The following is a 21,994-nucleotide window of genomic DNA, read 5'->3' on the forward strand; positions in this document are numbered from 1 at the left end:
CTAGATCTAGGCTGAGATATGGAAACACCTTCCTAAAGTGCTAGGATCTGGCCGTATGACGTCCCTTCTGCGCCGGATGACGCACGTGACCACGTTGCGGGCGCTGCGCTCCGGCGGCGCGATGACCGTGGCCCACCTGGCCCGCAAGGCGGGGCTGTCGCGGCCCACGGTCATGTCCCTGCTCGACGAGCTCGTCGAGCAGGGCTGGGTCGAGGAACAACCCCCGGACACCTCCGGCGGCATGGGCCGGCCCGCCAAACGCTTCCGCTTCCGGGTCAAGGCCGGCTACGTCGTCGGCGTCGACATCGGCGCGCACACCATCCGGGCCGCGATCGCCGACCTGTCCGGGGAGACCGTCGCCACCCGACGGGAGGCGATCGCCGAACACGCCAGCGCCCCGGACCGGCTCGCGCTGGCCCGCCGGCTCGTCGAGGCGACCATGGACGAGGCGAAATGCGGGCGCGGCGACGTGCTGGGCGCCGCCGTCGGTACCCCCGGCATCGTCGACCCCGCCGGCCGGGTCACGCTGTCGGTGCTGCCGGAGTGGTCGGGCTTCGACCTCGGCGGCCGGATGGGCCGCTCCTTCACCTGCCCGGTACTCGTCGAGAACGACGCCAACCTGGCCACCCTCGCCGAACACTGGCGCGGCACCGCCCGCGAGGCCGACACCGTCGTGCACGTCCTGGCGGGCCTGCGCTTCGGCGCCGGACTCATCATCGACGGCAAACTGCACCGCGGACGCTCCGGTGCCGCCGGCGAGATCGGGGCCCTCGACATCCTCGGCTGGGACGAGGCCCCCCGCGACCTGATCAAGGCCGCCGAACCCGGCACCGGCCCGGAAGCGGCCGCCCAACAGTTGTTCGCCGCGGCCAAGGACCTGCAACCCCACGCCATGCGCGCCGTCGAGCGCTTCGCCCAGCAGCTCGCCCAGGGCATCGCGGCCATGGTCCTCACCGTCGACCCCGACGTCGTGGTCGTCGGCGGCGGCGTGTCCCTGGCCGGCAAGTCGCTCCTGGAGCCCCTCACCGAACACCTGCACCGACTGTGCCTGACCACCCCACCCATCCGGATGTCGGAACTCGGCGACGAAGCCGTCGTCCTCGGGGCCCTCCGCCTCGCCCTCCAGGACGTCGAACGCCGGGTGTTCGCGATCGAAGACCTACCGATCTGACCCCTGGGGGAACGCCGGCCGCTGCGGTGGACGGTGAGTGTGGCGCCGAGCCGGGTTGGCGGAATCTCCGCGAATGCGGCTACCTGGCGGCCGTACCGTCCGGCGCGGTAGCCCGGAAGTCGGGCGTCGCGGGCGGCCAGGGTGCCTCTACGGGCGAAATGAGCTCTGGGCTGCCATTTTTCATGATCGACCAGTTGAGCCTGAGTGTTGTCTGGCGAGCCCGCGCCGTGTCAGACGCGGCCGGTCTCGTGGGCCCACATCGCGACCTCGACCCGGTTCCGGGCCCCGAGCTTTCGCATGAGGCTGGCGAGGTGTGCCTTGACGGTGCTTGTCGTGATGTAGAGCTCGCTCGCGATCTCGTTGTTGGTCCGCCCCAGGGCCACCGGCACGAGGACCTCCTCCTCGCGGGCGGTGAGCGGCTCGATCGGCGGCCTCGGTGCTGAGGTCCGCGTGTGGGCGAAGGCCGCGAGCAGGCGGACGGTCACGCTGGGCGCGATCAGGGCGTTTCCGTCGGCGGCGGCGTGGATGGCCTGGGTCAGCAGGGCGGGTCCGGCGTCCTTGAGTAGGAAGCCGCGGGCGCCGGCCTTGAGCGCGCCGTGGACGTACTCGTCGAGGTCGAAGGTCGTGATGACCACGATCGGCAGGGGGTCGGCGACGTCGGGGCCGGCCAGGCGTCGGGTGGCCTCGATGCCGTCCATCAGCGGCATGCGGATGTCGAACAGGCCGACGTCGGGGCGCAGCTGGAGCGCCATCCGGACCGCCTCGCGCCCGTCGGCGGCCGCGCCGACCACCTCGATGCCGGGCTGGGCGTCGAGCAGCATCGTCAGGCCGGTGCGCACGATGGGCTGGTCGTCGGCGATGAGGACCCTGATGTTCATCGTGGCGTCCCGGTCCAGGGCAGGACCGCCTCCACCCGCCAGCCCCGCTCGGCGGCGGGGCCGGCGTGGAAGGTGCCGCCGAGCAGCGCGGCGCGTTCCCGCATGCCCACCAGGCCGTAGCCCTCCGGGGCGCGGCCGCCGGTGGCGGAGCCGTCGTCGTCGACGGTCAGCCGTACCCGGTCGGCGTCGCCCGTGACGGCGACGGTGACCCGGGTGGCGTGGCGGGCGTGCCGTCGGGCGTTGGTGACGGACTCCTGGGCCAGGCGGTAGATCGCGGCCCCGACCGCCGGGCTGAGGTCGTCGAACTCGCCGAGCAGCGTCACCTCGACGCGGGGACGCGTCCGGCCGTCGGTGGCGAGCTGCCCGACCTCGGCCACGCCGGGCTGCGGCGCGAATGCGGTGTCCTGTGGGGCGCGGAGCACGCCGACGATGGCGCGCAGCTCGGTGAGGGTGCGGGTCGCCGCGTCCTCGATGACGGTCAGGGCCTCGATGGCGCGTTCGGGGTGGGAGGCCGCGACGGCGCGTCCGGCCTGGGCCTGGATGGCGATGCCGGAGACGTGGTGGGCGACGGTGTCGTGGAGTTCGCGGGCGAGCTGTTCGCGTTCGCGGGCCTTGGCCTGGTCGATGTCGCGGACCCGGATCTTCGCGCGGTAGCGGATCGCGGCGCCGAGCGCGGCGGCGAACAGGAAGAACGCGTATCCGGCGACCCGCTCTGCAGAGCTGGTGGGGTCGGCGCCGTGGGTGGTGACGACGGCCAGCCAGAGCAGGATGACGCCGAGTCCGGTCGAGGCCTCCCGGCCGGAGCCCCACCGGAACAGGGCGTAGGCCAGGATCAGTACCGCGATGCCGCTGTTCAGCATGGCGCCCCGCGACCCGGTGAGGACTCTGACGAGGTCGACGACCGCCAACGTGCCGACGGAGACCGCGACCGCCGCGAGCGGGTGCGTGCGCCGCCACAGCAGGGGGCCGAGGACGGCGAGCGCGGCGACGAGCAGCAGCGGGAGCGGAGCCAGGTCCCGGCGAAAGACCAGTTCCAGGACCGACCAGCCGATCAGTACCGCGACCAGGGCCCAGTCCCGCGGTGTCCGGTCCGGGGCGTTCGCGGGGCGGGGTTCGGCCCACAGCGAGCGGAGTGCGTTGGTGGCCATCAGGTCAGCTTAGGCAGCTCGCGTGCCCGGCGTATCCGACCAAAGTACAAGACGGCGGTTGTGCCAATGACCAGGTCGGACCCGGTTCCGGGGCTGATGTGCCCGCCGCCGGCGTCCGGGAGGGTGGAACCACTCGCCTGATCCAGCCAAGGAGCATCGTGATGAGTACGTCCCAGTCCCACACCGCACCGTCCCTGAGCACGCTGGAAGATTCGCGCATGTCCGTGAGGGCCAGACTCGCGGCGGCGTGGACCAGCTTCATGTTCCTCTACATCTACGTCGACTACCTGCACCTCTACAAGCCCGGTGCCATCGACGAGATCCGGTCCGGCGTCGTCCACGAGTTCGACACCGGACCCACGTTCATCGCCATCGGGCTCACCCTGATCGCCGTCCCGAGCCTCATGGTGATGCTCTCCGCGACACTGCCCGCCCGGGTCAACCGCGTCGTCAACCTCGTCGTGGCGACGCTCTACATCCCCGTCTCGTTGTTCAACGCGACGGGGGAGACGTCGACCTACGCCTACTTCTACGCCCTCTCCATCGGACTCGAGGTGCTGCTCCTGGCCTTCGTCCTGCGTTCCGCCTGGACCTGGCCGCGCCGCGCCGCATAGCCGGCCCCCCCACGCGGCGGCAGGGGCGAGCTGCCGGGTTTTCGGTACATCGATAGTCTTCTTGACTTCATATACTGTCGGTCAGTAGCTTCGGCGGCATGAGCACCCGGGAGCCCACCTCCGCCATCCTGACAGGACAACACTTTCACGGGTACGCCGTGGCGTGGGCCGCGTCGCCCGAAGGCCCCACCCCGTCCCCGGCGGTCTGAGCCGTGGACGTGCCGCGCGGCCGGTACCGGCGCCTCCTGTGGGCCTATCCGAACTGGTACCGCCAGGAACACGGCCCCGAGATGCTCAGCACCCTGCTCGACGGTTCCGGCCGCCGCCCGTCCTGGGGCGACGCGCTCGGCGTCCTCGGCCGGGGGCTGCGCTGCCGGTTCCTGCCGCCGGCCGGCCCGCACCACGTGTACCTCGCCGCGATCGCCGTGGTGTTCCTCGCCTTCGCCGGCTCGGCGGTCGCGGCGGTCGCGTACACGGCCCCGGCGGCGACCCCCAGCGAGGAGGAGGCCGTCGCCGTGGCCCTGCTCGCGACGGGGCGGGCGCCGGTCAACGAGAACAGCCCCGTCGTCGCGTGCACCTACTACTGCCCCGAGCCCTGGACGTCCGGCGGGGACCCGGTCGTCACCTTCGACGACCCGTTCGAGGAGAACCGGGGCGTCGACCACGTGACGGTGTCCTACTGGCCGCCCGACGGCCTGCTCCCCTCGGTGGCCGAGGACGCCCGGACCCGGCTGCGCGCTGACGGCTGGCAGGTCGGCGACCTCACCGTCCAGGACGACGGCACCCTGCGCCTCGACGCCCGCAAGGACGGCCTGTCGCTGTCGCTCGTCCGGTTCCGGAGCGACTCCGGCTCGCCGGCGGTGCGGCTGCGCCTCGAACGGGACCTGCCCGCGCTCACCGCGGTCACCGTCGGCGGACTGTTCGCGGGCGCGCTGGGCGGCTGGGCGCTGACGATGTGGGTCATGCAGCGCCATCGCCGGCAGGTCAGGAGGGTGCGGGTGGCCACGGTCCTGTGCGCCACGCCCGTGCTGATCCTGATGGCCCTCGCCGACCTGTTGCAGGTCAGGTTCATGGTCAATGCCCTGCTCGCCGACCTGACATGGTCGTCCTTCGAGTACTTCGCCGTGGTGCCGGCCATGGTCCTGTCGATGGCCCAGGTGTTTCCCGTGGTCGGGGCCGTGGTGATCGTGCTCGGCATGTTGGCGGTGGGCACCGTGGTGCTGGCGGCGCTGCCGATCCGGGCGCGCGGGGCCGAACGACGACCCGACCCGGCGAGCTGACGGGTACCGCCATCCGGGCCGGTCGGTCCCGAGCCGCCCACGAGCGCGGCTGGCACCCTGCGGGTTCGCCGCCCGGCTCGTGGCCGTGGTGCGAAAGAACTGGATGAAGGCGAGATGAAGGTGCCCTGCGTGAGCATCGACGCGACTCACCGAATCTAGTGCACTGGAGTTTCAATGTCGTACCAAGCTCGTGCGAAGCCGACAAAAATATGGATCGACTGATGCGCGCCCTGTTGAGAGCCGTGCTCGGCGCGGTGCTGGCGGCCGGGGCCCTGTCCGGCGCCGTGGCCGGGGCTCCGGGTGCCGCGAGCGCGGATCCGGGCTGGGGCCTGCCGCCGATCGACAACTGCCGGCTGACCGACTGGACCCTCGTTCCCCAGCTCAGCTTCGAGGTCTTCCGCGCCAAGGGCAACACGCAGACGACGGTGGCGCTGGACACCCCGGTGACCTACACGCAGCAGGACTCGTTCACGGAGGAGGTGTCCGAGGAGGTCACGTACTCCGGGGGCGTCGGACTGGAGTTCGCGATCCTCAAGCTGAAGGGCGACTACGGCAACAAGTTCACCCAGAAGATGACGTTCAGCGGTCAGATGTCCCGGCAGTACATGGTGCCGGCCGGCAAGACCCTCGACGTGGCCTACGGGTTCTTCAACTACCACGCGACCTACACCCGGCAGTGGCAGCCCGCCGGGTGCGCGAACGGCACCGTGCTCGGGGCGCTCAACGCGTTGACGTACTGGATCGAGGCGCCCAAGTCGCACGGCTACAACGCCCGGTACCACGGCTCGGGCCCCCAGTGGCGCCCCGGGCCGCCCGGTGGTGGATCGGTGACCCCGCCGAAGCCGCCGACCCCACAACCGGTGACCTCCGTGTACGGGTTGGCGGACGGCACGGTGCTGCACACCACCGACACCAGGCGGATCTACAAGATGGTCGGCGGCGCGCCGGTCTGGCAGGCGACGTGCGACGGCGGGATCTGTCTACCCGAGTCGCGCCCGACGAAGCAGGCGGTGGTGGACGCGGGTCCGGCGGTACCCCGCGACGGCTCCTCGGCCGTGGACCAGCGGGGCAGGGTGTACCTGTTCGTGGGCGGCGCCCCGCTGTGGCAGTCGAGCTGCGCGGCGCCGATCAACTGCGGTACCCCGCCGAAGGTCTCCGACTGGTCGATCGACGGCCGGGACCACATGAACGCCGTACCCGTCGATGGTCATCTGATCCAGGGTTTCGACGGCGGCGTGGGAACCCAGGTCGCGATGACGGTCGGTGGCGCGCGGATCCACTTCGCCACCCCCCAAGAGGTGATCGACACTGGCCACGGCACGGACTGGGCCGCGACGGTGACGAAGGTGTCGACGTGGTCGTTCAACGGGCTGGGGGAATTGCCGGCCGACGGCACCCTGGTCCAGGGACTGGGCGGTGACGGGCCGACGCCGGTGGCGATGTTCGCGGCGGGGGCGCGGATCAACTTCGCGAACCCGCAGGAGGTGATCGACGCCGGGTACGGCGCCGACTGGTCGTCGAAGATCCGCCCCATTCCGACTAGGGCGTTCAACGCGTTGCGGGCGAACATCCCGCCGGACGGCACCCTGGTCCAGGGACTCGGCGCGGGCGGTCCGACCCCGGTGGCGATGATGGTCGGCGGGGCGCGGGTGAACTTCGCGAACCCGCAGGAGGTGATCGACTCCGGCTTCGGCGCGGACTGGTCGTCGAAGATCCATCCCATCCCGTCCCGTGCCTTCACCATGATCCCCGACGTGCCGGGGGACGGCACCCTGCTGCGGGGCGCCGGTGGCTCCTCGGTGGCGGTGATGGCCGGCGGCGCGCGGGTGAGGTTCGACAGCCCGCAGGAGGTGGTCGACACCGGGCACGGCACGGACTGGGCCGCCCGGGTGCGGGTGATCCCGTCGCGGGCGTACGAGCAGCTCCCGGCGCGGATCGGCGACCGGACGGTGTTCCGCGCCCCGGACGCCAGGCCCGCCGACGGCATCGATCCGGCGTCGGTGTTCCTCGTCGTCGGCGGGGCGCGGGTGCCGATCGCGAGCGAGCGGGAGTTCCTCGCGCTGGGCTACACCTGGGGACAGGTGGTGCGGATCCCGGTCCGGGTGGCGCTGACGGTGCCGACCCGGATCAGGTCCGGCACCCCGGTACAGGCCTCGGAGGCCGCCCCGGGGATCGATCCGCGTTCGGTGTTCGTGGTGGCGGGCGGGGCCCGGGTGCCGATGGACACGGAGGCGGAGTTCCTCGGCCTCGGTCACACCTGGCCGGACGTGGTGCGGGTGCCACCACGGGTGGTCGGGGGCCTGTCGACGTTGCCGGCGAACGGCACCGTGGTCCGGGCGCCGAACGCGAGGGCCGAGGACGGCGTGAACCCGAACTCGGTGTTCCTGGTCGCGGGCGGTTCGCGGATACCGATCGCCAGCGAGCAGGAGTTCCTCTCGCTGGGCTACGCGTGGACGGATGTGGTGAGCCTGCCGGTCCGGGTGGTCAGGGGCCTGTCGGCGACGCTGCGGGACCGGGTGCTCATCCAGGGCTGGTCGAACGGGGCGGCCACGACCGGGGTCGCGGAGATGTCCGGCGGGAAACGGTTCGTGTTCGGCGGCGCCGACGAGGTCGTCTCCTCCGGGTACGGCGACAACTGGTCGGCGCTGGTCACCCGCGTACCGACCCGGGTGTTCGACGCCCTGCCGGCGAGCCGGGGCACGGAGGGCTTCGGCTGGGCGGCCGGCGGCACCCTCCCGGCGGGGCAGGTGCTCACCGCGGGCATGGAGGTCCGGACCCCGAACCGTCAGTACCAGCTGCTGATGCGGGCCGACGGCAACCTGGTGGAGTACGCCGCCGGTGGCCGGGAGCTGTGGTCGACGGGCACGGCCGGCAACCCCGGGGCCAAGGCCGTGCTGCAACGCGACGGCAACCTGGTGGTCTACTCCGCTGCGGGCGCCGTGCTCTGGCACTCCGGCACCGGCGGCCACGCCGACGGGGAGTACGTGCTGGCGCTCCAGGGCGACGCGAACCTGGTGGTGTACGCGCCCGGCGGCGGCTCGGCGCTCTGGGCCAACGGCACCCGCAACGACACGCTCCCGGCGGGTTCCGTCCTGGAGTCGGGCTGGTCGCTGTGCGCGGCCCACAACCGGGGCTGCCTGTACCTGCTCGGGGACGGCAACCTGGTCCGGTTCGGCCCGGACGGCACCGCCCAGTGGGACTCCCGGACCCCGGGCAACCCGGGCGCGAAACTGGTCGTGCAGTACGACGGCAACCTGGTGCTGTACTCGGCCACGGGCGCCGTGCTGTGGAACTCGGGCACGGGCGGCCAACCGACCGGCGGGCACGCGCTGACGGTGCGGGACCGGGGCGAGCTGGTGCTGACGGACCCGTCGAACACGGTGCGGTGGGCGAGCGACCGGCTCGGCGCGGAGCTGTTCGCCGGTCAGGTGCTCAGGCCGAACTGGACCATGCGGTCCCCCGACGGCCGGTACCGGCTGGCGATGCGGTCCGACGGGAACCTGGTCGAGTACGGCCCGGACGACCAGCCCGTGTGGAGCAGTCAGACGACCAACCACCCCGGTTCCCGGTTGGTGATGCAGTACGACGGCAACCTGGTGATGTACGGCCCGTACGGCGACCCGGTCTGGGACACCGCCACGGGCGGTCACCCCCAGGCCGCCCATCTCGTGGCCGTGCAGAACGACGGCAACGTGGTGGTCTACGCCGCCGACGGCACCCCGCTCTGGGACCGGCACCGCACCACGGGCTGACCGATCCCGGGGTCCGGCTCCGCGCCGCGGGCCGGATCCCGGGATCACCTCACGCGGGTGCCGTCGGCGGCTGGCCGAGGTCGAGGAGTTCCTCGTGGAAGCCGCCGAACCCGCGCACCGGGTCCACGAGGTGGATCTCGAGGATCCAGTGGCACGGCCGCCCGGACCGGTCCCGCCGCCGCATCGGCTGGTCGCTACCGGGCGTGATGTAGTACGTGACCTCGTCGCCGTTGATCCGTTCGTGCGGGAACTCGCCGACCAGGTGCCCCGCGTGCGGCCCGCCGAACTCCCACCCGGCCTCGGCGGTCAGCCGGAGGATCTCGGTGAACAGTTGCGCGCCGGTGATGTCCGGGTGGGCGTCGAAGTAGCGGCGACCGGCGTCGAAGACCACGGGCAGGTCCCCGAGCAGGCGGTGTTTCACCGGGTCGTCGCCGAGCACGTACGTCCGGGCGAAGTCGGCCTCCCACTCCTGGAACACCGGCCCGAAGTCGCAGAACACGATGTCGTCGGCCGTGATCAGCCGGTCCGGCGGGTTCTCCCGGTACGGCTGCAACGTGTTCGGCCCCGCGCGCACGATCCGCTTGTGCCAGTACCGGTCGACCCCGAACAGTTCGTGCGCCAGATCCCGGATCCGGTCGCTGACCTCCCGCTCGCCGCGCCCCGCCGCGATCAGGCCGCGCCGACCGACCTCGTCGAACAACTCCGCCGCCCTGACCTGCGCATCCAGCAGTCGGGCAACGCGCCGCGTCTCGTCATCCACCGCCGCACACTATCCGGCTCCGACGCGTGCCGCCCGAGGCGCTCACGGCTGTCGGCGGAAGCCCGCGCGGATTTTCTGAGAACTGACCCATCCGGCTTCCCACTGGTACCGAATGCCGCATGAAGGGTTGTTCGTCAGGTTGAACTCTTTCATCCCGACATCGAACCCTTTCCGCGGTCTTGCTGGGCCGGCGACAGCGCTGAGGCCCTGACCGTCTGAGTGTTTCCACCTGGTGAAGGAGTTCCATCATGTTCCGCAGTCGTGCTGTCCGCCTCGCGGCGGTCGCGGTGGCCATGCCGCTCATGTTCTCTCTGGCCGCGTGTGGGGGTGACGACACGAAGGACGGCAACTCGATGGGTACGTTCGGCGCCGCCTGCGGTGCCGTGCCCAAGGACGGCGCCGGCAGCTTCGACGGCATGGCCAAGGACCCGGTCGCCACGGCGGCCAGCAACAACCCGGTGCTGTCCACGCTCGTCGCGGCGGTCAAGGCGGCCGGCCTGGTCGACACGCTGAACGCGGCGAAGGACATCACGGTGTTCGCGCCGACCAACGACGCGTTCGCCAAGATCCCGAAGGCGGACCTCGACGCGGTGCTCGCCGACAAGGAGCAGCTGTCGAAGATCCTGACCTACCACGTCGTCGGACAGAAGATCGGCCCGGACAAGCTCGGCACCGCCGGCCCGTACAAGACGCTCGAGGGTGACGACCTCAAGGCCTCGGGCAGCGGCAGCGACTTCACGATCGGCGCCGGCTCGAAGGTCGTGTGCGGCAACGTGCAGACCGCCAACGCCACCGTCTACATCGTCGACACCGTCCTGATGCCGCCGGCCGCCACCAAGACGGCCGCCCAGTTCGGCGCGGGTTGTAGCGCGGTGCCGAAGGACGGCGCGGGCAGCTTCGCGGGCATGGCCAAGGACCCGGTCGCCACGGCGGCCAGCAACAACCCGGCCCTGTCCACCCTGGTCGCGGCGGTCAAGGCCGCCGGGCTCGTCGACACCCTCAACGGCGCCAAGGACGTGACCGTGTTCGCGCCGACCAACGACGCGTTCGCCAAGCTCCCCAAGGCGGACCTCGACGCGGTGCTCGCGAACAAGGAACTGCTCACCAAGATCCTGACCTACCACGTCGTCGGCCAGAAGATCACCCCGGACAAGCTCGGCACCGCCGGCCCGTACAAGACCCTGCAGGGCGGTGACCTGAAGGTCGCCGGCAGCGGCACCGACTTCACGGTCGGCACCGGCGCCAAGGTCGTCTGCGGCAACGTGCAGACCGCCAACGCCACCGTCTACATCATCGACACGGTCCTGATGCCGGCGTAGTCGCTGTCACGAGTACCGCGGGTGGCCAGGGTAGTACTCCCTTCCTGGCCACCCGCTTCCGTGCGTCCCGCACCGGACGTCGGGCGGCAGCCCACCGGCGGGGCGCCGTGTGCGTGCTGGTCACGGTGAGCCGCCCGGAGCTGTCGGAGCGTCCGGGGTCCGTGCGGTCCGGGGACCCGAGTGGTCGGGCTACCCGCTCGGCCCCGGGCTACCCGCTCGGCCCCGGGCTACCCGCTCGGCCCCGGGCTACCCGCTCGGCCCCGGGCTACCCGCCCGGCCCCGGGATCCGCCCGGCTCGGGGGACCGCCCCGTCCGGGGGTCCGCCCGGTCCCGGTCGGTCAGCGGGGTAGGTACCCCTGCGCGAGCAGGGCGACGACCTGGCGGGCGGTGTCCTCGGCGGTGTCGCCGGGCTCGGCGTGGTGGGCGCGCAGGTGGACGTAGGTCAGCAGCACGGCGTTGCTGAGGATCCCGACGAAGGTGTACGGGTCCGCGGGTGCCGGCAGGCTGCCGTCGGCGGCGGCGAGTTCGAGGATCCGCATCCAGGGCCCGAAGAAGTCGAGTTCGATCCCGGCGGCGTCGAGGTCCGGCCCGTGGAAGGCCGTATCGGTGTGGGCGAGCAGCGGCAGGTTGCGTTCGGCGACCGCGCACAGGGCCATCAGCGCGGCGGCGAGCCGCTGGTCGCCGGGGCCGGGGCCGGTGAGCGGGGCCCACATCAGCTCGCGGTAGTCGTCGGCGAGGCGCTGGCGGAGGACGCGTTCGACGGCGGTGCGGGTCAGGCCGGCGCGCCAGACCGTGGCTCGGGAGACGCCGGCCCGCTCGGCGATCGTGTCGAGACTGAGCGCGGACCAGCCCCGCTCGCGCAGGAGAGCTGTGGCGGTGTCGAGGAGGGTACTCCTGGATGAGACCGGTTGTTTCATGTTACGAACATAGCCGGCTCAACAAGGAGGTACCCATGTCGGTGGATGTCGATGTCGCGTGGGCGGGGAGCGCCAGCGCGGTGCTGGTGCGCCTGACCGCCCTGACGGACGACGCCTACGAGGCCGGCGACCTCGGCCCGTACTGGATGCGCCGCGCCCCGGACGGCTGGACGCTGCGGCTGGGCCTGCCGGCGGACCTGCGGACGTCGTACCAGATCTGTCCGCTCCCCGACGGCGGCCCCGATCCGGCCCCGGACGAGGAACGGTGGGCCCGGATCCGCGCGGCCGGCGTGCCCGACCCGGCGGCTCCCCTGGTCCTGGCCGCCGGCAACATCTTCGGCAACCCCGGCCCCGCCTCGGTCCTCGAACTGCCGGCCGCCCCGCCCCAGCCCTGGCGGGACCGGCGACCGGGGGTGCCGGCCGGCGCGCTCACCCGGCACGAGGTGGCGGGCGAGGTCGTGCACCGCTACCTCCCGCCCGGCCACCGTCCCGGACGGGTACTCCCCGCGATGGTGGTCTTCGACGGCGCGAGCTGGCTCGGCGTCGACCTCGCGGCGACAGTGGACAACCTGATCTTCGAGGGCCGGGTACCCCCGCTGGCGTTGTTCCTGGTGGAGTGCGGTCGCGGCCCGGCACGCTGGGCGCGTCTGACCCGGCCCGAGGTCCTCGACCCGTTCGTCCTCGACGGGCTGCTGCCGTGGGCGGCGCCGTCGGGGCCGGTCCTCCTCGCCGGCCAGAGCCTCGGCGCGATCGCGGTCACCCACCTGGCCGACCGGTATCCGGGCCGGTTCGCCGGGGCGATCGCCCAGTCCCCGGCGCTGTGGTGGCCGGGCTCCGACGGCGGGTTGAGCGGGGCGGACATCCTCGACCGGTACCGGAAGTCCCCGCCGACCGTCCCGTTCTTCGTCGAGGTCGGCACCCGGGAGGGCGAACTGCTCGCCGCCGCACGGGAGTTCCACGGCATCGTCGCCGGCGCCGGTGGGGCCGTCCGGTACCGCGAGTACGAGGGCGGGCACGACATGGCCTGCTGGCGGGGCGGCATCGCCGACGGGCTGATCACGCTGGCAGGCGCACTCTGAACAGCGGACCCCGCCTCCTGATCGGCCACACCTTCGGCACGCCGACGGCCCGCGCGGACAGGGACGGGACGGTCGACACGACGGTGTCACCGACGGCGGTGCCGATCCCTGCCGGCGCCACCCACAGCCCGACAGCGTGTGGGCCGCCCCCGGACGCGCGATCGGCCGCCGAGTTCCCACTGTTCATGCCCGGTGGGTTGACGACGCGGCGGCCGCCCGCGTTGGATCACCGGATGCGCTCCTCGCCCGTCGGTACCCCGCTCGCAGGTCGCCCGGCGGGTGCGTGGTGACCGAGGTCGGGGCGGTGCCGTTGCGGGTGATCGCCGGGCAGTGGCTGCGCCTGGGGTGTCTCGGGTTCGGCGGACCGCCCGCGCACATCGCCCTCCTGCGGCAGTTGTGCGTGCGGCGCCGGGGCTGGATCTCCGACCGGGAGTTCGAGGACGGCATCGCCGCCACGAACCTCCTTCCCGGGCCCGCGTCGACCCAGCTGGCCATCTACTGCGGCTGGCGCCTGCGCGGCGTGGCCGGCGGGCTGCTGGCCGGCGTGTGTTTCATCGCCCCGGGCCTGGTGGTCATCCTCGGCCTGGCGGCGTTCCTGCTGTCCGGGCACCCCGCCGCCCCGGTCCTCGGCGCGGCGGCGGGCGCCGGAGCCGCTGTCCCGGCGGTGGCCGTGCACGCCGCGGCCGGCCTGGTGCCCGCGAGCTGGAAACGCGCCGGCCCTCACCGCCCGGCGCTGGCCCGCTGGGCGGCCTACGTCCTGGCGGGCGGGACCGCCGCCGCGATCACCGGACCGTGGCTCGTCCTGGTCCTCCTCGCCTGCGGCGCGATCGAGACCGTCACCCGCCTCGGCCCGCCCCGGCACCGCCCGGCCGCCCTGCCGCTCGCGGTCGGGCTGGGGGCGGGGTCCGGGTTGGTGGCGTTGTGCTGGACGGCGTTGAAGGTCGGGGCGCTGTCCTACGGCGGCGGGTTCGTGATCATCCCCCTGATGCGCGCCGACGCCGTGGACACCCACCACTGGATGACCGGTCAGGAGTTCCTCTACGCCGTCGCCCTCGGCCAGATCACCCCCGGTCCGGTCGTGCAGACCGTGGCCGTCGTCGGCTACGCGGCGGCCGGCGTCGGCGGCGGACTGCTGGCCGCGCTGGTCGCGTTCGCGCCGTCGTTCGTGTTCGTGCTCGCCGGGGCCCGCCACTTCGACCGGCTGCGCGCGAACCCGAGGATCCGGACGTTCCTCACCGGCGCGGGCGCCGCCACCATCGGCGCGATCGCCGGCTCCGCCATCCCCCTCGCCTGGACCCTCACCGAGTGGTGGCAGTTCGCCGTCACCGTGGCGGCGGCGGTGTGGCTGCTGGTGTTCCGACGCGGCGTCGTCACCGCCCTGGTCTCCGCCGCCGTCCTGGGCGCCCTCGCGGTCGTCGTCGGTCTCTGAAACCCCCGATGCACGCCGGACAACGGCCGCACCGCTGGGCGCCGACGGTGTCAGCCGACGTGCACCACCGGACGACGGCGCGGATCGGGTTCTGCGCGGCGGAGCACCACCCGCGTGACCGGCGCGGTCCCGCCACCGGTGACCAGCCGCCGGACCAGGCCGTGTCCGGTACCCGGGAAGTGGGCGTGCGGGAGGATGCCGGTCTCGTCGCGGATCGCCAGGAGCACGGCGGCGACGGTAGCCGCGTCCGGCGGTCCGTAGACGCGCAGGGCGCCGTTCCCGGCGTACACCCGGGGCTCGTCGGCGGCGACCGGGCTGAACGTGAGCGACAGCCCGTCGGGTGCCGGGGCGCCGACCACGATCCGGACCGTGCCGCCGGTGGCCGCGCGGGTGACGAGCCGGCGCACGGCGGGGTCGAGCACCGCGCGGGCGGCGGGCGGGGTGCGGGAGCGGTGCCCGCGCCACACCGCGAGGCCGAGGAGCGTCGCCGCGAGGGCGAGCGCGAGGAGGAGTTCACGCATCCACGTCACGTCCCAGCAGGTCGGCGAGGGTCTCGGCGCGGACCAGGACCCGGGCTTCGCCGTCGCGCACGCCGATCAGCGGTGGCCGGGTGACCAGGTTGTAGTTCGACGCCATCGCGTACTGGTAGGCGCCGGAGGCGGGCACGGCGATCAGGTCCCCGGGGCGCAGGTCGGAGCTGAGCGGGGTGTCGCGCACGAGCACGTCGCCGACCTCGTCGTGCCGGCCGACGACGGTCGTGGGGCGGGTCGCCGTCCCGGCGCGTCCGAGGAGCGTGGCGGTGTAGCGGGCGCCGTACAGGGCGGGGCGGGGGTTGTCGCTGAGTCCACCGTCGACGGCGGCGAGCTGGTGCCCGTCGGCGGTGCGGCGCACGGCGAGCACCCGGTACACGGCGACCCCGGCGCGGGCGACGACCGCCCGGCCGGGGGTGACCATGAGCCGGGGCTCGGGGACGTCGAGGCGCAGGCACGCGGCGTGCAGGACGGTGCGGACCCGGACGGCGAACGCGTCGAGGGCCAGTTCCGCCTCGCCGTGCACGTGGGCGACGGCGTGTCCGCCGCCGATGTTGAGTTCGGTGAGGGTCACGCCGTGCCGGCGGCGGAGTTCGTCGAGGAGTACGACGAGGTGGCGGATCGCCCGCTCCGCCGGTCCGAACCGGCTGAGTTGGGAACCGAGGTAGATGTCGAGGCCGACGAGCCGGAGCCGTTGCTGGGCGACGATCCGGCCGACGAGGTCGTCGAGCTCGGCGGCGGGCAGCCCGAACCTGTCCCGGTCGGACGGAGCCGGCAGGGCGGCACACTCCGGGTAGCCGAGCTCCTCGGGCAGGACCCGGACGAGGACCCGTTGGCCGTCGGGGCGGGCGGCGGCGGCGATCCGGGCGATCTCGGACGGGGACTCGATGACGATCCTGCCGACCCCGTAGTCGAGGGCGGCGTCGAGGTCGGCGGTGGTCTTGGCGTCGCCGTGCAGCACGACCCGTTCGGCGGGGAAGTCCACGGAGCGGGCGGCGGCGAGCTGGCCGGCGGAGTACACGGCGAGCCCCAGCCCTTCCGACGCGATCCAGCGCAGCAGTGCCCGGCAGGTGAGGGCCTTGGCCGCGTAGACGACGTTGCCGGCCCCGAACGCCCGGTCGTAGGCGGCGCACCGGTGCCGGACGTCGGTCTCGTCGAGCACGTAGGCCGGCGTGCCGTACCGGTCGGCCAGGTCGGTCAGGGAGACCCCGCCGACGGCGACCTCGCCGCGCACGCCGGCCGTGGTGCTGACCGGCCAGATCTCCGGGTGCGGGTGGGACGGGAGCGAGGAACGCAGGGACGGGAGGATGTCGGTGAGGGTCACGGACCGATCGTCAACCCGCCGCGCCCCGTCCCGGGAGGGGCCGATACGCGATCCCTACGGCCGGCCCCCGATTCTTGACGCGGCCTTGACGCCTTCCCCCCCCGGTACCCGGAAATCGGTTCTCACCCGGACCCGGAGGTCAGCAGCTCCCGGCCTTGACGGAGCTGAAGGTGTTGTCGGCGTTCCACCAGTGGTACAGGTTCTCGCCCGCCGTGTAGTAGGCGTTGAGGCCGAGCACGCAGTTCTGGTAGTTGTAGTCCAGGTAGGCGGAGAACCCCTGGCCGGACCGGTTCGCGAACGAACTCGCACGGTTGTCCATGCTCTGTCCGCGCAGGTCGGGGGAGCCGAACTTGAAGTACGCCATGGTGCCGTTCCCGTCGTTGTCGGAGAACAGGCACAGGTAGCCCTGAGGGCAGCGGTCGTAGCCCGTGGCCGCCGCCTGCGCGGGCGTCGCCGCGAACATCGTCGAGAGTCCCAGGGCGATCGTGGCGCCGAGCGTCAGAATTCTTCTCATGACGCGACGGTAGGCAGCCGCGCCTTCAAAACGCCTTCAGGCACAGCCGACAGGTGTCCGTCCTCCCGCCACCGGCCGCCCCGGTGACTGCGCAATTCCCGAGAAGACCTCGGAGTTCAGCGGTGTGACAATCCATGAACTTCTATCGACTCGACGGAACGAGTGGCCATGAGTAACGGTGCATTAGTTGTACTTTTCCCGATAGCCGTCGCCATCATCATGCTCGGACTGGGCCTGACCCTGACCCTCGAGGACTTCCGCCGCGTCGTGCGGTACCCCAAGGCGATGGTCGTCTGCCTCGTGTCCCAGATGCTGATCCTGCCCGCGATCTGCCTGGGCCTGGTGGTCCTCTTCGACCTGCGCCCCGAGTTGGCGATCGGCATGATGCTGCTCGCGGCCTCGCCGGGCGGCAGCACGGCCAGTCTGTACAGCCACCTGTTCAAGGGCGACCTGGCGCTCAACATCTCGTTGACCGCGGTGAACTCGGTGCTGGCGCTGTTCACGCTGCCGGTGATCGTGAACCTGTCGGTGGCGGGGTTCCTGGGCTCGGACAGTTCGCTCGGGCTCCAGTTCGACAAGGTGATCCAGGTGTTCGCCGTGGTGCTGATCCCGATCGCGATCGGGATGGCGATCCGTGCGCGGTTCACCGGGTTCGCCACCCGGATGGAGCGGCCGGTCAAGATCCTGTCGGTGGTGGTGCTGCTCCTGCTGATCGGCAGCGTGATCAGCGGCCTCGGCAAGGAGATCATCGACACGCTGCCGCAGATCATCGTCGTGGTGGTGGCGTTCAACCTGTTCAGCATGCTGATCGGGTACTTCGGCCCGCGCCTGCTGCGGGTCGGCGAGCGGGAGTCGATCGCGTCGGCGTTCGAGATCGGGCTGCACAACGCCTCGCTGACCATCGCCATCGCGATGAGCCCGGCGCTGCTGGACAACCCGAAGATGGCGATCCCGTCGGTGACCTACGGCTTCGTCATGTTCTTCACCGCCGCGATCTTCGGCCTCCTCGTCTCCCGCCGGGTGCGGGCGGCGACGGAGCCCACCGGCCGGCCGGTGACCGCCGACCGGGCCTGACCCCCGAGAACCATCAGAGGGGTACTGGCCCCGCCGTCAGCGCGCCACCGGCGGGGCCAGTACCCCGTCGGCGGGCAGGCCGAGCGCCGTCATCGCCGTCGCGTACCGGCTGAACGCCCGGCCCGCCTCGCCGTAGCGGCCCACGCCGGTCAGCAGGCCGATGTGCAGCTCGTGGGCGGCGGAGTCGTACGGGTCGGCCTCCAGGAGGCGCAGCAGGGCCCGGACCGCGCCGTCGGTGTCCCCGCTGGTCCGCGCCGCCCCGGCCAGCGCCCGTTCGACCTGGATGAACAGGGAGCGGGCGTAGTCGCGCAGCGGGGCCGACCAGTCGTCGTAGGGCTCGTCGGCGAGGAAGTCCCCGGGGTAGGACCGCTCGGCGTTGGCCAGCAGCTCCAGGCCGGCCGGGTCCGCCGGGTCCCGGGTGGTCAGCCGCAGGCCGTGCTCGGCGGTGTCCACGAAGCCCTCCACGTCGATGTCGAGGTGCGACAGGTCGAGCGCGACGCCGCCGGAGTCGCCCCGCACGTACCAGTCGGGGCCGACCCGTCTGCGCGGGTCCAGGACGGTGCGCAGGATGGACAGGGCCACGGTGAGCCGGTGGGCCCGCCTGTCCCCGTCGTCCCCGCCGGGCCAGAGGAGTTCGGCGAGCTCGTCGCGGGGGACCGCGCGGCCCCGGCGGGCCACGAGCAGCCGGAGCAGGTCCCGGGCCTTGCGGGACTGCCAACCGGAGACGGGTACGGGCTCGCCGTCGACCAGTACCTCGAAGTAGCCGAGGGTCCGCACCGCCACCGGGTCGTCGCCGCGCCCGCCCGACCAGCGGGCCGCCGACACCCCGAGGGCGGCCAGCCGGCCCGCGGCGACCCGGCCCTCGGTGCGGGCCGTGGCGTCCACGCCGGGGAGCTGGCCCAGGACGGCGGTGACCCGGTCGGTGTCCATGCTGGCCCCGGCGTCGCGCCAGGTGCGCTGCGCCTCGCCGTAGGACCGGCGCGCGGCGGCCGGGGTGGCGCCCGCGTCGCCGGCCAGTTCGAGCGCCTCGGCCAGCGCGGCGATGTCGCTGTGCCGGCGGGCGTGCTCGGCGGCGGTCCGGGCCGCCTCGGCCGCCGCCGTCCGGTCCCCGGCGGCCAGGGCCACCTCGCCGACCGCCAGGTACGCCATCGCCGCCCCGGGCCCCGCGCCCGCCTCCTCCAGCGCCCGCCGGGCCGCCGCCGAGGCCCCCGCCGGGTCGTCCGCCGCCGCCGTGCGGGCCAGCCCCACCAGGGCCGGGAGCAGGCCCTGGAGGTCCGCGTCGGCGCCGGCGATCCGGGCGGCCTCCTCGTACGCGGCGCGGGCCACCGCCGTGCGGCCCCGCAGCCGGTGCAGGTTCGCGGTGCCGGTCAGCGCGTAGGCGACCTTGCGGGAACCCATCCGCTGGTACAGGGCCGCCGCGCGGGTGTAGTCGCCGTCCGCCTCGTCCAGGTAGCCGAGGCGCACCAGGATCTCGCCCCGGTTGCACAGCGCCAGGGCCAGCATCGCCGCGTACCCGGTCCGCTCGGCGAGCCGGACCGCCGGGCGCACCTCGGCCAGCGCGTCGGCGTACCGGCCCTCCTGGTGCAGCGAGCCCGCGATGTTCGCCCGGACCCGGGTCACCTGCACGACGTCGCCGGCCGCCTCGGCGTGCCGCAGCGCCCGGTCGTAGTGCCGTTGCCGCGCGGTCCGGTCCCCGGTCAGCGTGCGGTGCAGGGCCTGGGCGATGTGCGCGGCGGCCAGCGCGGCGTCGTCGCCGAGGGCCGTCGCGGTGGCCATGGCCTCCTCGGCGAGCCGCCCGCAGCCGTCCGGGTCGCCGAGCATCCAACGGGCCGCGGCGGTCCAGCCCAGCAGGACGGCCCCGTCGGAGTCGGGTCCCGGGGTGCCGCGTTCGAAGTAGTCGAGGGCCGCGCGCGGCTTGCCCCGCAGGTACTCGACGACCCCGGCCCGCCAGGCCAGCCGGGCCGGCAGCGTCGCCGCGGAACCGGCGAGCGTCCGGTAGACGGCCGACGCGGCGTCGCTGTCCCCGGTGACCTGCAGCGCCTCCCCGAGCAGGAGCCACAACCCGCCGTCGGGTACGACGGACCCGGCGCCCGCGTCGGAAGGCGTGCCGTCCGGGGCGGGCGGCGTGCCGCCCGAGGGGGTCCGCGCGTCGTCGGGGTCGCCTCCTGGGGCGACCGGACCGCCTTCCGGGGCGGAGGACGCCGGCCCGCCTCCGGGCGCCGCGAACCCGTCCCCGGCGGCGGAGAACGCGTCGTCCGGCCCGTTCCCGGTCATGGGCAGCGCGCGGAGCCCCTCGACGACCAGGTCCGCGTACCCGCCGGCGATCAGCCCTTCGCCATGGACCGCGAGCAGCCGGGCCGCGTCGGCGGCCGCACCCGCGTCGAGCAGGCAGCGCACGGCCGCTCGGTGGTCCCCGGTGGCCTGGTAGCCGGTCGCGGCGCCCACCAGGGTCTCCCGCAGCACCGGCCCGGCCAGGGGCCGCCACGCGCGCACGGCCGCGCCGACGGCGGGCACGAGCTCCTCGCCCCGGACCAGGCCCAGCGCACCGAGCTGCTCCACGAGACCGGCGGGCAGCCCGTCGAGGGTCGGCAGGTACGCGGCGGTCCGCAACAGCCGTCGCACCGCACCGGGCAACGCCGCCAGCACCTCCGCCACGAGATACTCGGTCACCGCCGGCTGCGGGTCGTCCCCGGTGGCGCGCGCCGCCCCCGCCAGGTGCAGCAGCGCCGGCCAGCCCCCGGTGTACCCGACCAGGCCGTCGGGGGCGACCCGGTGCCGTTCGCGGAGCAGCCGCTCGGCCCGGGCGCCGTTCAGGGCGAGGTGCGCGGGGCCGATCTCGCCGACGACGCCCCGCCCGCGCCACCGGGCCGGCACGGCGATCCGGTGCCGGCCGGTCAGGACCAGGCGCGCGGCCGTCCACAGCTCCGCCCGGGCGAGCACCGGTTCGGGCAGCCGGAACCCGGCCGGCACGTCCTCCAGCACGTACAGCACCCGGTCGTCCGCCAGGTCCGCCAGGTCCCCGACCGCCACCGGCCGGACGGGCAGGGTGCGACCCCAACGGGCGACCAGGGTCGACTTCCCGTATCCGGCGGCGGCCACGAGCACTGTCACCGGCGCGGTGGGCGTGGTCCCGAATGCGTTCATGCCCGCATTGCACCATGTCCGGGGCCCGACAGCCCACTGTGACCGGACCGAGAGTCCACTGTGAGGTCGCCGAGGAGGCTCGTACCCATGAGAATCTCCCAGCTCTTCGCCGGCCTCGCCCTCACCGCCGCAGGCCTCACCGCGACCGTCCTGCCCGCCGCCCCCGCCCAGGCCACCTCCCTGAACAACTGCACCTACTGGGTCCTGCCCGCCAACACGAACCTGAGCCTGAAGGTCTGCGCCACGGGTGGCCAGGACACCCTGGACAGCACGGTGTGGGTCACGAACAAGTCCGCGACCACGAGCCAGTTCGTCCAGCGGCTGGAGGTGTCCAGTGACCTGGGCGCGTTCAACTCCTGCTTCATCAACGCGTGGGTCCCGGCGGGCGCGTCGAGGTTCTGCACGGCCTTCGCGGCGTACCCGACCGTGCCGTCCAACCGGTTCACCTGGGGGAAGATCCACTACTGGTCGCCGCAGCAGAACCAGTACGTCGTCGCGGAGCACTGGACGACGGCGTACGTCCTCTAGTCTGCGAGCCCGCTCTGATCCGGGCCGGTGAGCTGGGCGAACTCGCCCCGGCTCACCGGCGCGGCCCCCGACCAGGCGGCGGTGGCGCGGGCCAGCCACTCCGCCGCGCAGCCCTCTCCCGCGCAGCCCTCTCCCGCGCTGGCCTTTCCCGCGCTGACCTCTCCCGTGGGGGTGGCGACCCGGGCTGCCGCGACGAACACCGCCGCCACCGTGTCCAGGTCGAGCTCGGGCGGCCCGGCCACGGTCTTCCCGACCAGAACCAACGCTGACCGGTACCGCGCCGCCGCGCACCCCGCCTCCCGCGCCGCCGCCACGCCCCGGTCCCGCGCGGCCGCCCGGTCGGGGACGGTGGGCCCGGGCGGGCCGGACACCCAGTAGAGCTGCTTGTGCGGCGTGCCGGACTCCAGCTCCAGGGTCCGGGCGAGCGCGGCGACCCGGTCGTCGAACACCCCGATCCGGTACCGGTTCCCGTTGTCGTCCTGCCGCCACGCCTCCCAACCGGTCACGCCGCCACCCCGAGCAACGGCGCCACC

The 21,994-nt window shown here is 73.3% G+C and carries 18 protein-coding genes; 9 read left to right on the forward strand and 9 right to left on the reverse strand.

Annotated elements, in window-relative coordinates:
* The first annotated feature begins 55 nt into the window (after positions 1–55).
* Positions 56–1,171, forward strand: a complete 1,116-nt coding sequence (locus AB0M43_RS21935; RefSeq protein WP_363727430.1) for an ROK family transcriptional regulator — start codon at positions 56–58, stop codon at positions 1,169–1,171.
* Positions 1,172–1,401: 230 nt separating this feature from the next.
* Here AB0M43_RS21935 and AB0M43_RS21940 read toward each other — a convergent pair whose 3' ends face one another.
* Complete coding sequence (locus AB0M43_RS21940; protein WP_363727432.1) at positions 1,402–2,049, reverse strand: response regulator transcription factor; 648 nt, start codon at positions 2,047–2,049, stop codon at positions 1,402–1,404.
* Positions 2,046–3,197: a sensor histidine kinase gene (locus AB0M43_RS21945; RefSeq protein WP_363727434.1), complete on the reverse strand. Its 1,152-nt coding sequence runs from the start codon at positions 3,195–3,197 to the stop codon at positions 2,046–2,048. The genes AB0M43_RS21940 and AB0M43_RS21945 overlap by 4 nt, the downstream gene beginning before the upstream one ends.
* A 218-nt stretch (positions 3,198–3,415) precedes the next feature.
* Here AB0M43_RS21945 and AB0M43_RS21950 point away from each other — a divergent pair, with 218 nt between their 5' ends.
* From AB0M43_RS21950 to AB0M43_RS21960, 3 genes are all read left to right on the forward strand, one after another.
* On the forward strand, positions 3,416–3,811 hold the full coding sequence (locus tag AB0M43_RS21950) for a DUF6326 family protein (RefSeq protein WP_363727436.1): 396 nt from the start codon (positions 3,416–3,418) through the stop codon (positions 3,809–3,811).
* A gap of 212 nt (positions 3,812–4,023) precedes the next feature.
* Positions 4,024–5,091: a hypothetical protein gene (locus tag AB0M43_RS21955; RefSeq protein WP_363727438.1), complete on the forward strand. Its 1,068-nt coding sequence runs from the start codon at positions 4,024–4,026 to the stop codon at positions 5,089–5,091.
* 221 nt (positions 5,092–5,312) lie between these two features.
* On the forward strand, positions 5,313–8,843 hold the full coding sequence (locus tag AB0M43_RS21960; RefSeq protein ID WP_363727440.1) for a hypothetical protein: 3,531 nt from the start codon (positions 5,313–5,315) through the stop codon (positions 8,841–8,843).
* Between the two features lie 49 nt (positions 8,844–8,892).
* On the opposite strand, the gene AB0M43_RS21965 is transcribed toward AB0M43_RS21960, so the two are convergent.
* Complete coding sequence (locus tag AB0M43_RS21965; protein WP_363727442.1) at positions 8,893–9,603, reverse strand: M24 family metallopeptidase; 711 nt, start codon at positions 9,601–9,603, stop codon at positions 8,893–8,895.
* 248 nt (positions 9,604–9,851) lie between these two features.
* Between AB0M43_RS21965 and AB0M43_RS21970 the strand changes: the two genes are divergently transcribed.
* Complete coding sequence (locus tag AB0M43_RS21970; protein ID WP_363727444.1) at positions 9,852–10,922, forward strand: fasciclin domain-containing protein; 1,071 nt, start codon at positions 9,852–9,854, stop codon at positions 10,920–10,922.
* Positions 10,923–11,260: 338 nt separating this feature from the next.
* Here the strand turns inward: AB0M43_RS21970 and AB0M43_RS21975 are convergent, their stop codons facing one another.
* Positions 11,261–11,839: a TetR/AcrR family transcriptional regulator gene (locus tag AB0M43_RS21975; protein ID WP_363727446.1), complete on the reverse strand. Its 579-nt coding sequence runs from the start codon at positions 11,837–11,839 to the stop codon at positions 11,261–11,263.
* Positions 11,840–11,874: 35 nt separating this feature from the next.
* Between AB0M43_RS21975 and AB0M43_RS21980 the strand changes: the two genes are divergently transcribed.
* Together AB0M43_RS21980 and chrA are read left to right on the forward strand one after the other, a co-directional pair.
* Positions 11,875–12,918, forward strand: a complete 1,044-nt coding sequence (locus tag AB0M43_RS21980; RefSeq protein WP_363727448.1) for an alpha/beta hydrolase-fold protein — start codon at positions 11,875–11,877, stop codon at positions 12,916–12,918.
* Between the two features lie 286 nt (positions 12,919–13,204).
* A complete protein-coding gene (chrA, locus tag AB0M43_RS21985; RefSeq protein ID WP_363727450.1) occupies positions 13,205–14,347 on the forward strand; it encodes a chromate efflux transporter in 1,143 nt (380 codons plus the stop codon).
* A 50-nt stretch (positions 14,348–14,397) separates the two neighbouring features.
* Here the strand turns inward: chrA and AB0M43_RS21990 are convergent, their stop codons facing one another.
* From AB0M43_RS21990 to AB0M43_RS22000, 3 genes are all read right to left on the reverse strand, one after another.
* Positions 14,398–14,868: a hypothetical protein gene (locus AB0M43_RS21990; protein ID WP_363727452.1), complete on the reverse strand. Its 471-nt coding sequence runs from the start codon at positions 14,866–14,868 to the stop codon at positions 14,398–14,400.
* Positions 14,861–16,201 carry a diaminopimelate decarboxylase gene (lysA, locus tag AB0M43_RS21995; RefSeq protein ID WP_363727454.1) on the reverse strand — a complete coding sequence of 447 codons (1,341 nt, stop codon included), beginning with the start codon at positions 16,199–16,201 and terminating at the stop codon, positions 14,861–14,863. The genes AB0M43_RS21990 and lysA overlap by 8 nt, the downstream gene beginning before the upstream one ends.
* A gap of 139 nt (positions 16,202–16,340) precedes the next feature.
* The gene (locus AB0M43_RS22000) at positions 16,341–16,715 is read right to left on the reverse strand and encodes a peptidase inhibitor family I36 protein (RefSeq protein ID WP_363727456.1); all 375 of its coding nucleotides are present in this window, start codon (positions 16,713–16,715) and stop codon (positions 16,341–16,343) included.
* Positions 16,716–16,883: 168 nt separating this feature from the next.
* Between AB0M43_RS22000 and AB0M43_RS22005 the strand changes: the two genes are divergently transcribed.
* The gene (locus AB0M43_RS22005) at positions 16,884–17,789 is read left to right on the forward strand and encodes a bile acid:sodium symporter family protein (protein ID WP_363727458.1); all 906 of its coding nucleotides are present in this window, start codon (positions 16,884–16,886) and stop codon (positions 17,787–17,789) included.
* 36 nt (positions 17,790–17,825) lie between these two features.
* Here the strand turns inward: AB0M43_RS22005 and AB0M43_RS22010 are convergent, their stop codons facing one another.
* Positions 17,826–20,933: a BTAD domain-containing putative transcriptional regulator gene (locus tag AB0M43_RS22010; protein ID WP_363727460.1), complete on the reverse strand. Its 3,108-nt coding sequence runs from the start codon at positions 20,931–20,933 to the stop codon at positions 17,826–17,828.
* 87 nt (positions 20,934–21,020) lie between these two features.
* Between AB0M43_RS22010 and AB0M43_RS22015 the strand changes: the two genes are divergently transcribed.
* Positions 21,021–21,461, forward strand: coding sequence for a hypothetical protein (locus tag AB0M43_RS22015; RefSeq protein WP_363727462.1), 441 nt, complete (start codon positions 21,021–21,023; stop codon positions 21,459–21,461).
* Here AB0M43_RS22015 and AB0M43_RS22020 read toward each other — a convergent pair.
* Positions 21,458–21,967: a hypothetical protein gene (locus AB0M43_RS22020; protein WP_363727463.1), complete on the reverse strand. Its 510-nt coding sequence runs from the start codon at positions 21,965–21,967 to the stop codon at positions 21,458–21,460. The two genes, AB0M43_RS22015 and AB0M43_RS22020, sit on opposite strands and share 4 nt — an antisense overlap.
* Positions 21,968–21,994: the final 27 nt, after the last annotated feature.

It is taken from the genome of Longispora sp. NPDC051575, from assembly GCF_040681875.1.
Classification (GTDB): Bacteria; Actinomycetota; Actinomycetes; order Mycobacteriales; family Micromonosporaceae; genus Longispora.

Excerpts from the sequence above, each read along its gene's own strand:
- AB0M43_RS21935 (WP_363727430.1), top strand. The coding sequence starts at position 56 with ATGACGTCCCTTCTGCGCCGGATGACGCACGTGACCACGTTGCGGGCG.
- AB0M43_RS21940 (WP_363727432.1), bottom strand. The coding sequence starts at position 2,049 with ATGAACATCAGGGTCCTCATCGCCGACGACCAGCCCATCGTGCGCACC.
- AB0M43_RS21945 (WP_363727434.1), bottom strand. The coding sequence starts at position 3,197 with ATGGCCACCAACGCACTCCGCTCGCTGTGGGCCGAACCCCGCCCCGCG.
- AB0M43_RS21950 (WP_363727436.1), top strand. The coding sequence starts at position 3,416 with ATGTCCGTGAGGGCCAGACTCGCGGCGGCGTGGACCAGCTTCATGTTC.
- AB0M43_RS21960 (WP_363727440.1), top strand. The coding sequence starts at position 5,313 with ATGCGCGCCCTGTTGAGAGCCGTGCTCGGCGCGGTGCTGGCGGCCGGG.
- AB0M43_RS21970 (WP_363727444.1), top strand. The coding sequence starts at position 9,852 with ATGTTCCGCAGTCGTGCTGTCCGCCTCGCGGCGGTCGCGGTGGCCATG.
- AB0M43_RS21975 (WP_363727446.1), bottom strand. The coding sequence starts at position 11,839 with ATGAAACAACCGGTCTCATCCAGGAGTACCCTCCTCGACACCGCCACA.
- AB0M43_RS21980 (WP_363727448.1), top strand. The coding sequence starts at position 11,875 with ATGTCGGTGGATGTCGATGTCGCGTGGGCGGGGAGCGCCAGCGCGGTG.
- AB0M43_RS21990 (WP_363727452.1), bottom strand. The coding sequence starts at position 14,868 with ATGCGTGAACTCCTCCTCGCGCTCGCCCTCGCGGCGACGCTCCTCGGC.
- AB0M43_RS22000 (WP_363727456.1), bottom strand. The coding sequence starts at position 16,715 with ATGAGAAGAATTCTGACGCTCGGCGCCACGATCGCCCTGGGACTCTCG.
- AB0M43_RS22005 (WP_363727458.1), top strand. The coding sequence starts at position 16,884 with ATGAGTAACGGTGCATTAGTTGTACTTTTCCCGATAGCCGTCGCCATC.
- AB0M43_RS22010 (WP_363727460.1), bottom strand. The coding sequence starts at position 20,933 with ATGAACGCATTCGGGACCACGCCCACCGCGCCGGTGACAGTGCTCGTG.
- AB0M43_RS22015 (WP_363727462.1), top strand. The coding sequence starts at position 21,021 with ATGAGAATCTCCCAGCTCTTCGCCGGCCTCGCCCTCACCGCCGCAGGC.